Here is a 9,921-nt window from a genome sequence, read left to right as displayed (position 1 = left end):
ACCCAGTCTGGGGCTGCTTTTTTACTGCATCTACTTAATCACAATCAATCCCAGAATTCAAGCCCCGCAACAAATGTCACTTCTTATACCTATTCTGTTTCTGCTATTTTGATTAGCCATTTTTAACATTTTTACATAACAAGTTCGGTAGAGCCAATATTTCTATGTTTCCATAACGTTTCCAATGTTTCCTTTTTTTATAGCAATGGAAAATGGCAACGCAGCTAGTGTTATTGATTTATCTCCTGACGGCGCCTTGTCGCTACGGAACCGACCTACGCGAACTGACAAGTCAGCGCTTCGCTATCGCTCAATGCAATCCCTCTTGAGACATCGCAGCAACCAGCACATCCATCAGGATTTACTCAAAGTCAAGCGCAGCGTAATCCTGCATCAAGTCCACTTTGTAGAAAACGGGAAACCGGGATACATGGGCGCTTTCTCTGGCTAAGGCAATCCGATAGAAAACTTCAGACGGTCTCTCAGTGGTCTACGAGGCTTACAAGCAAAAAGCAAACTGGAAACTAGGCGATGTTCAGCTAGTGCAAGTATCCCAAACTCCTCCCTTCTACGTTGCCAACGTCGCCAGTCAGCAGGGCTACGGTACCGACAAACGCCGTACTGATTTTGAGGCTCTCGCTCTCGGCTTGAAGCGAATCAATGCCTGGGCTTGCCAACAGAAACTACCAGTGTATATCCCAGCGGATTTTGGATCTGGACTAGCAGGCGGTCGCACCCAGGCAGAAAAAGATGAAACCTGGAAAAAAGTTCAGGAAATCATTAAATCTGAATGTCCTACAGCAATCATCTGTAGCAAAGAACCAATTAGCGAAAAATCCAGTGTAGAGGGGGTGCCAAGCCAAAATCAGGGAGAGAAGGCTATCACCGACACCCGCTGGATAAAGAATTGACACCTGGGCTGCCGACTTATGTTTAAAGCAGTCCAAAAGTCGGCAAGATATAAACGTCGAACTGTTAGCTGCTGCTCCTTGCACAACTTTCCCCAACATTTGGCCTGTTTCCCACAAGCAGGATTACGAGCGCTTACTGCAATCAGCTCATCGAGTTGAATACGTGAGCGCTCACCCTCGCCCTTACAGCAGCCCGACTCAGCTACACAAGCGAAACGAACTCATGGTCAAACAACCGGGGTAGACGATCTCTGGTACTGGCTGTGCATAACGGGAGCGCTGGTGGCACCCAACAGTTCACGCTTCTAGGTAAGTGGCTCTCCAACCAAGACAACGCAAGCCACTGCAAAACAGCCATCTCGTAAGCCAATAGACCAAGAACGTTAACGATGTTCTACGCTTGTACCTCTATCTCGTCAAACTAGAGTAGCGAGCCGTTACCGTTACGCCAAATTTGGCGTAACGGTAGCAGTATTCAGATATTTAGCAAACAACTTTTCAATTAACATCCGCGCTGCCTGTCGGCCAAGTTTGTACCCCTTTGCAAAGCGCGATCGCATTCTCTAGAAAGTGATGCCCAACTTCAGAGCTGGATTGTTTTCCCAGCGTTCAGCCACATGAGCATAAATAGTAGTAGTCCTGGGGTCTTTATGCCCCAGCAAATCCTGCACTTGCCGCAGTTCAGCCCCAGCCCGCAAGGCTAGAGTACCAGCAGTGTGTCTCAAACTGTGGGCGGTTAGGGTACGTCCTGGTTTATGCTTCAGCCCAGTTTGAGTGAGATAACCATCCACAATCTGCCTGATACCTCTCCGAGAAATTCGCTTACCCCCAGCCCGGTTACCTACCGCTACAAACAACGGGCTGGAAGCATCCAGGATTTCACCGCCAGTTTTCCTGGCTTCTAGGTAAGCTATCAGGGCTTGAGCTAAAGCCGGTGTCAGCGGCACTACCCTGATGTTGCGCTTGCCCTCTACCCGGAGTCCCAGATTGCTTCCTTGCTGCACTACATCAGAAATATTAGTGCGGTGAATCTCAACAGTCCGCGGTCCTTCGAGTGCCATGATTGCCAACAGCACTTTATCCCGCGCTGCCTTCAGAGTGCCATCATTTGGTACAGCCCCTAACAACTTCTCTACTTCAGGCTTTTCCAAGTAAGTAATCCGCTCACCTGCATCCCGTTTTTCCCGTGGTGGCTTCACACCGGAGGCGGGATTCACTGCTATTAGCCGATGTTCCACTGCGGCATCATAAAAGCGCCTCAGCACCGATAGTTTCAGGGCTACCGTAGCGGGTTTGTAGCGCCTTTCCTCAATCATCCAGCGCCGGTAGCGCTTGATATCTTCACGGGTCGAAGCGGCTGGGTTGATGCGAGTACGATCGCACCAGGAAACAAACTGTTGCAAATGACTGCTGTAAGTCGCCACTGTATCCGGTGCAGCATCCCCTGCGCCTACATCAATATTGAGGAAATCAGCAAACGCTTCCAGCATATCTTCTGTCGTGATCGGCTGGCTGATTGCTTGGGTAGTGCGATGGGTGGCAAGCATGGGTGAGAGCATTATTGTTCTTACAAATTCTAATACCTATAAGGGTAATTATCGGTATTAAATTCCCCACAAGGGTATATGGATATTGGGGCGTGTCGGTTTGCACATAAAGTGAAAACCGTTACACATAAGGTGAAAATTTTGCACATAAGATGAAATTTTTGGCACATAACTTGAGACGTGAGAACGATACAGCGGGATCGCACTCACTCCAAAGCTAGGAAGATCGCTCCCTCCGGACGACTCCACGCCTGCCCTTAAAGCTCACATCCTTGACCAATAAACATTTCAGGCTTAAAAGGGTACGTAATGTTGGAAAATTTCATTTAATACGCAAATTGGGTAGGAAATTTTCACCTATTGCACAAATCAATTTCAACTTATGTGCAAATGAGGAGGCTGAAAGTGCCGTCAGTCCGTAGTAAAAATTTCAAGTTATGTGCAAACCGACAGGCGAGCGGTGTAAAGAAGGGCGCTCGCAGATAATTGAGCCGGTAAAAACCTGGATTGGCGGGGTTTTCACGTCAAGCCAAGTTTTAAAGGATTCCCTCACACAATGTGGGGAGTAATGCCTTACCTAGCAAGAGTTTAGGGTAGAACCCATTCATCAAACGAGGAGCGATCGCCCTAACCCCTGCTATCATATCTAGGTTTAAGCAAGGTAATACCTTGGTACTTAATGGCTGATTAATTCTGAGTAGTACCTAGAGGAGACCTATAGAATACCTATATATGAGCAATACAGGGCGCTCCAAGCGGCTGGCTTCGTTCAACTGCGATTCCCAACTGTGGGAAAAGTTTAGGCAGCATTGTCAGGAAAATGGCACTACAGCCACAGCCGTACTGACTAAATTTATCTCCCATTACCTAAATGGCGACCTTGACAAACTCGCCATCGATTTAGGTAAGGCGACAAGCAGGGGGTTAGGCGACTGGGAGGAGCGAGTTAAGGCGTTGGTAGACGAGTATCTACAGCAGCGGCTAGCAGATTACCTAGATGAATACAACGCTAGTCAAAACAACGGTCGCCGCGAACGCAAATCAAAGACTGTTAAAAAAGAGCCAGAGTGTTGGTTTATCAAAGAACGAGCTAAATATTTAGGGATAGAAATAACGGCTAATCAAATAATACACATAGAATTGTTTGCCAACGATGCCTTTAAACAGCGGCACGGCACTCTACCCAAAAGACAACTATTCAAAGGCTCTCAAGCTTTTGTTTACCCAAAAGATAATGTTGATATTTTAGACGCGGCGATTAAGAAAGTTGTGGGGGAATAAAAAATCAATATTTTTCTAAAGGACAATTTAATTATCACCCAAAACATCGCGTGCCATGCGTTCATAGAGTCAGGGTTAGCGAAGCTGCTCCGTACTCTGTAGGGGTTGCCGAAGGCTAGAAGCTTCGCCTGGATAACAGCCCAATCCATTTCCAAAGAAACCAAACAGCAATTACTCAGGCGAGAAAGGAATACATGCGCTACAGTTAGTTGCTCTTAAATTGAAATTTCCTTAATTTAGGTTCGTTAATTGAACAGAACATTGGCTATTCGGCAATTTCCATTCCCTGACCCGACTTTTGGACAACAGCCGCTACAGCCTGCAATCCCTTGTCCCGGCGCACTTGCTGCACAACTGCGTAGCGCTCCTTGAAATCTTGGGACTGCGCCCAAGTCATTGGTTTTTCAACTTGATTGCCGTAAGCCTTCATCTGCAAGTTGCCCTCTGTATCGCGTACTTGCAAATGTTTCCCAGACTCAATAATTTGCATCTGCGCCTTGTCAGAAACCAGCGCTCGTCCTTGCATCTTCTCAATCTTGGCACCGTCCTTCTTCCCTCCAGTCCAGGTTTCTATAGGAACATTGCCATCTTTTCCGTAAGTCTTCACCATATCGCGCAACCCTTCCAAATTATCCTTAGTCAACTGCTTGCGCTCAATGTACTCAAAGTTGTCCAGGTCTTTTACCAACATCCGGTTATGGGTCACTTCATCCCCCACAGCCTTAAGAACCCCGTCTGGACGGTAGCTATGGTCAACTTTACCAGTTTGGTGATTTAAAAAAGACTGATTCTGTTTATCAATTGCTAAGTCGTCGGTTCGCTCATTTTTTGTAATCAGGTAGCCCCCAGTTTCAACCTGCTTGACTCCAGGCACCACCTCGCGTCCTTCCTGCTCAAGAGCTTTAGATGCAACCTGAATAACAAATTGCTCGGCTTTATGAACCGCTTCATCACGCTCTGAGCGGAGATTCTCTGGTACTGGTGCCCTGCTAACAGCCAAATCTTGAATCGCCTCAATAGATACAGACCCTTGATAAGCTCCCTGGCGGTCTTCCAGGCGCGACACCTGGAACCACTGCCAGTTCTTGGAGGTCTCTTCCTGCTGGAGCTTGGACTGAAGCTCTTTGTGCTGCACGAATTCCTGAGTGCTGGCACGGACACTGCTATCCTGCGGTAAATCGGACACATCAATCTCTTTCTTGACTACTTCAAAAGGCGTTACCGATTCAAACACTTCAACAGGCGACTGCTCCTGTGGTATCTGGGAAACTACCTGCACTCCGTCTATTTCAGTTGCCTGCTCAACTTGCAGAGGTTGCGGTTCTACAAGCTGGCTCAACTGAACCTGACCTTTCTCGAACTGAAACACCGGCACATCATTTTTCTCCAGGATGATTGCTTGCTTTAGATTAGACAGCTCGCGCTTTCCTTCTATTGGGGGCGCGTCCATATTAATAGCAGCTCGCAGTACCTCTACACGAGTTTCTGTTAACTTACTCATGTCTGGCTCTTGTCCTACAACTCCTTCATAAACTGAGTTTTTGCCCATCTGAATTTCAATCTTGTCGCCCGAATTGGCATCCATTCGTTGCGCCAATTGTTTAATGAATTCCTGCGCTTGCTCTATCGATAAAAGCGACCTGTCATTAGCCATGTGTTCAATTCCTGTTGAAATCTTTTTGTTTGGTACGTTGCCAGTGGTGCATTCAAAGGTCGTATCAACGAAAACCCTAAGCGGCTTGCTGCTTCTCAAGCAGCCATAATTCGTGTCCTGGAATCTTTTCAATACGATTCAACACTTCAACTCCAAGCACCAGAATCAGCCCTGGCTCACCGTCTACCTCCAGTTCCACTACTTCAGGACGACTGGTAGAAGGTAGCTGGAGATTAGGAATTTGAGCGACTTGACCCTCCCGGCTCCATGAAGCTACCCAGCAGTCATCAAAGTAGAGATTTACCTCTTGAGGGCGGTACGAAGCGTCAAAAACAGGAGTCTCCATATAGGCAGCTACTTCGTTCCGTACAGAAGGATAATCCTTCAAAACATCCCTCACCACTTCTGGAAAAAAATGATTAGCCAAACTAACTAAATTGCTCGACATAAAACTACTCCAACAACAAATTTTTTCTGGGTAAACTTGCAATTATGATTGAAACCAGGAAAAAGTTTTTTCCTAGATTTGACGTTATGCATCACAAATTAACGAACAATCAGTAAAAATAAGCTCAGTCGTGAGTCATAAAAAAATTAACATCATCTTTTTGGATGAAGACCAAATTAAATCTACTATTAGGCACCCGACGACACCACTCTATGCGATGCCATAACCAGACTCCGACCAGTAGATACTGCCTGAAGCAGCACTCTTACGAGCAGCAGCAGACGGTCACAATGAAATAGAATAGGAGCGAGGCAGCCACGGGAGCATCCCGGTTTTGTAAAACTACTATCAAGAGAGGATAATAGGTAGAGCGTCAACAGAAGCGTGAACTGCATTCGTAGGAGGAGCGGTTATGACCCCTGAACAAAAGGAGCGTTTAAAAGCTTGTGCTGCTGAGATTGCCGAGATTATGTACAAAAACACTCCGCACTCAGAATTATCAAGTCTGGAAAAAATCGAAAAGCATATTCGGGAGCAATGGCTAGAATTAGTCGGGCCGGAAGTTGGTTTTTTTTTATCAAACAGGCAACAGGAACAGAACAAGGACGGTCTCGCACAGTAAAAAGTTGCATTGGTAAGTTAATAATTAATGAAAAACAAGCCGAAAAATTGGGAGTAAAAAAATCAACTCGTTTAGCTCCATTATTTGAAAAGTGCTGCCTCCGCCAGGTGGCTAATCTCTCTTATGAGAAAGCGGCCTGTGAAATTGAAGCCCAGACGGGAGTGCATATAGGTCACACTTGTTTACACCGATTAGTGGAAAAGCAAGAATGGGCGTCCATAATAGCTACTTCCGAGGTAAAGGAAACCAGTGTGGATGGGGGGAAAGTCCGTATCAGAAAAGCTTTGGGAGAGGCGAGTCACTGGCTTGACTACAAAGCTGTGCGACTGCACGGCAGTTATTACGGAGCATTTTTTCTTGACAATCAAGAGTTAATTAATTATGTGAACAGTCAGCCTTTATCAGAGCTACTAACCTGTTTGGGAGATGGCCATGATGGTATTTGGAATATTATTGTCCAGTTGAATCCTAACGGGGCGCGGCGGGAAATTTTAGATTGGTATCACTTAGTTGAAAATCTATATAAGGTCGGTGGGTCGTTGAATCGCCTGGCTCAGGGTAAGGAATTTCTCTGGCAAGGACGAGTCGAGGAAACCATCAATTTATTTAAGCCTTGCCGTCAAAAACAAGCGCAGAACTTTTGCGCTTATTTGGAGAAGCATCGCCTCCGGATTGTTAACTACGAGCAATTGTCAACACAAAAGGTTTGCTCAATCGGTTCGGGAGCTGTAGAGTCGGCAGTAAAACAAATTGATAGAAGGTTGAAAATTTCAGGAGCGCAGTGGTTGATGAAAAATGTTAATCAAATGCTTAAGCTTCGGTGCGCCTACCTTAACGGATCAATATCCGTTTGATGCTCAAAAGCGCAAAACCGGGATGCTCCCGGCAGCCACTCTTATACCAGGGGGGGCACGCTTGCTCTAGGTGACGAGATACGAATGCTTTCGTTCATCAGCGCCTACTTTGAGTGAACAGACTGTTATTAGTTTGTCTTTGCAAACTCCCCAGAGAAACTCAATTTTAATCAGCTAAAGTAGTGCTTACACCACAAAAAAACTAGCGTCTGCATACTAGAGAATGGAGTCCCATAACTTCAGCAATCAACAGCAAGAGCAAATTTATCGCAGACTAAAATTCCTTGTAGGACCAGGAGCAGCTGCCTTCTATCGCGATGCGTGTCGCCTCATGGAAATGGAGCCACTGCTGGAGTCCACAACGCATTTGGTAGGCCACCTTTTGCGAGAAATTGAGAGTTCACTGCGTGCTGTGTTAAAGCACATCTGGGAGCTATCGGAGCAGTCATCAAAAAAGAAGAAGGCTTCTAATGAAAATACACACGAAGCCCAAATTCGGACTGTGTTGCAGGCACTCGAAATCCCTGAAGCATCGATTGTAGCCCAGACTTGGTTGAGCCTGTCAGGTAAAAATAGCGAGTACGGACTCCACACACGGGCACACCGCAACGATCTTTCACAACCTCGTTCAGTCGATCAAGAGTTTAGGCAGTTCTGGGGTGATATACAAGCTGTTTTAGATCAACTCCTCGACCGATTTGAAACTCGCTACTCTGACATCCGTGGAAAATTAGACGAGTTGCTTAGCAAACCTGAACCTGGGGACGAAGATTTAAAGATGCTTCGTCTTCATATTCCCAACAGCCTTACCGGTCTGGGGTACTTCTTTGAGCAGCTACAGTTCCCAGGATGGCTCAAGAAACTTCGAGAAAAGGGTTTTTTTGAAAATCCACCTGAGCCAGAAGTAAATTTTGAGGGCGGTGGAAAACGCTTTTTCCGCTGGCCACAATCCCGCTACTTAGCGCAGATGGCTTCCCACGAACCTGAAACAGTTCTGGATATTGCCCTAAAGATTTTAGAGACACGGACAAAAAATGTTATCGTACACGAAGACTTAGCTCAAGCAGCTCTTGCAATGCCACCAGAACTGGCGGCTCGTTGGGTAGAGAAAGAAACAGAGTGGCTTAGAGAGCAGGGCTATCTTGACGATTACTTAGCAGATAAATTATGTGAGCTGGTTAACTATCTTACTCACGAGAACCAAGTTGATACAGCGCTTTCTCTGCTCAGAGAACTGCTGGCTGTGCTGCCAGCCTCCCAAAGTAGCAGCTCGTTGGGGGAACCAAGCACACGCTTGAATGAATACTACTACAACGAACTCCTGCAAAACAATGTGCCTAAACTACGAGAAGTAGCAGGCGAAGGTACATTCAAGATGCTTTGTGACTTGCTTGAGGAGGCAGTTCGCTTGTCAGCCTCTCCAGATTATTCCCATCATTGGCGAGCGTCTATTAAGGATAATCCAAATGGAATAAGGGAGCTTTTGATTAGTGCGGTGCGAGATGCCACAGAACATCTCGCTGAGAATAACCCAGTAGCAGTACGCACCTTGGTGCCAGTTCTGGAGAGCTACAACAGGACAATTTTCCAACGCCTCTCATTACATTTGCTTTACCGCTTCCCAAACGAGTCACAAGAGCTAATCGAAGAACGACTTACGAACTGCGAGCGCTTTCAAAATCAAGGAGAACTTTATGAGTATAAGCTCTTGATGAAGGAGCAATTTTCTAACCTCTCCTCAGAAGCGCAAGAAACAATTTTCACCTGGATTGCAGAGGGAGCCATTGACAAACCATCACTCAGTACAGCGGACAGAGCTTTATACATTAAGTCTTGGCAGCGAGGCTGGCTAGCAATCCTAAGTGATTATCTTACTGAACAGTTGCAGCAGCAGTATGAACAGCTAGTTAGCGAACTTGGTCCTGTAGAACCATTAGAACCTGTAGGTGGCATCCGACTGTTGAAAGTCTCTAGAAGTCCGAAAACTTCGGCTGAACTAGCTTCCATGAGCATGACGGAGTTATTAGCCTTTTTGAAACAATGGCAGCCTTCGGGAAATTTACTTGAACCATCGCGAAATGGTCTCGGATGGGAACTTTTCCAGGTCATCACTCAAAATCCTGAAACCTTTGTACGCGAGAGCGAACAGTTCAAAGAATTGGATACGGAATATAAGCGCTGGTTCCTCTGTGGACTGAGGCAGGCACTGACAACTCATCAACAGCGACAGGGATTCCCTTGGTTCGAGATTCTTGAATTTTGCTCTTGGATACTAGCGCAACAGCACCAAACTTCTGAGTGTGAGGTTCCGAACAGTGCCATCGATCGTGAATGGAATCAAACTTGTGAAGCTGTAATAGATGTCATCACGGAAGGGCTGCAAGCCACAGCAGAGAACCAAATCCCTTTAGAACTCCGCACCCAAGTTTGGACAATACTAGAACAGCTCACTGATGACCCCAGAGTTACACCTGGTTTTGAAGCACAGTATAGGCGATGTGCAACTTTTCAAATATGAAAATCCCACTGTATGCTTCTGATCATCAATTGCTTAGAAGCATAGGGTGGGACAAATGTTTTCTACTGAAGAGTTTATCATTGCCG

At 46.2% G+C, this 9,921-nt stretch carries 8 protein-coding genes; 5 read left to right on the top strand and 3 right to left on the bottom strand.

Going from position 1 to position 9,921, the window contains the following annotated elements:
- The first annotated feature begins 184 nt into the window (after positions 1-184).
- On the top strand, positions 185-451 hold the full coding sequence (locus H6F74_RS28220) for a hypothetical protein (protein ID WP_206756373.1): 267 nt from the start codon (positions 185-187) through the stop codon (positions 449-451).
- A gap of 34 nt (positions 452-485) precedes the next feature.
- Positions 486-911 (top strand): hypothetical protein, encoded by a 426-nt coding sequence (locus H6F74_RS28215; RefSeq protein ID WP_190445417.1) that lies wholly within the window; start codon positions 486-488, stop codon positions 909-911.
- A 563-nt stretch (positions 912-1,474) separates the two neighbouring features.
- Here the strand turns inward: H6F74_RS28215 and H6F74_RS28205 are convergent.
- Positions 1,475-2,470, bottom strand: coding sequence for a tyrosine-type recombinase/integrase (locus tag H6F74_RS28205; protein WP_242022613.1), 996 nt, complete (start codon positions 2,468-2,470; stop codon positions 1,475-1,477).
- Positions 2,471-3,190: 720 nt separating this feature from the next.
- Between H6F74_RS28205 and H6F74_RS28200 the strand changes: the two genes are divergently transcribed.
- Positions 3,191-3,739, top strand: coding sequence for a hypothetical protein (locus tag H6F74_RS28200; RefSeq protein WP_190445416.1), 549 nt, complete (start codon positions 3,191-3,193; stop codon positions 3,737-3,739).
- Between the two features lie 265 nt (positions 3,740-4,004).
- On the opposite strand, the gene H6F74_RS28195 is transcribed toward H6F74_RS28200, so the two are convergent.
- Entirely contained in the window at positions 4,005-5,393 is a 1,389-nt protein-coding gene (locus tag H6F74_RS28195) for a hypothetical protein (RefSeq protein WP_190445415.1), read from the bottom strand.
- 76 nt (positions 5,394-5,469) lie between these two features.
- The gene (locus H6F74_RS28190) at positions 5,470-5,841 is read right to left on the bottom strand and encodes a hypothetical protein (RefSeq protein ID WP_190445414.1); all 372 of its coding nucleotides are present in this window, start codon (positions 5,839-5,841) and stop codon (positions 5,470-5,472) included.
- A gap of 412 nt (positions 5,842-6,253) precedes the next feature.
- Here H6F74_RS28190 and H6F74_RS28185 point away from each other — a divergent pair.
- A protein-coding gene (locus tag H6F74_RS28185) for an ISKra4 family transposase (protein WP_190445413.1) occupies positions 6,254-7,317 on the top strand; the annotation gives its coding sequence in 2 pieces (ribosomal slippage) (positions 6,254-6,407 and positions 6,407-7,317; 1,065 coding nt in all).
- Positions 7,318-7,540: 223 nt separating this feature from the next.
- Positions 7,541-9,835: a hypothetical protein gene (locus tag H6F74_RS28180; RefSeq protein ID WP_190445412.1), complete on the top strand. Its 2,295-nt coding sequence runs from the start codon at positions 7,541-7,543 to the stop codon at positions 9,833-9,835.
- Positions 9,836-9,921 lie beyond the last annotated feature (86 nt).

The organism is Trichocoleus sp. FACHB-90 (assembly GCF_014695505.1).
In the GTDB taxonomy this organism is placed as follows: Bacteria; Cyanobacteriota; Cyanobacteriia; order Cyanobacteriales; family FACHB-T130; genus Funiculus; species Funiculus sociatus.
This window is presented reverse-complemented; position numbering and strand designations above follow the sequence as displayed.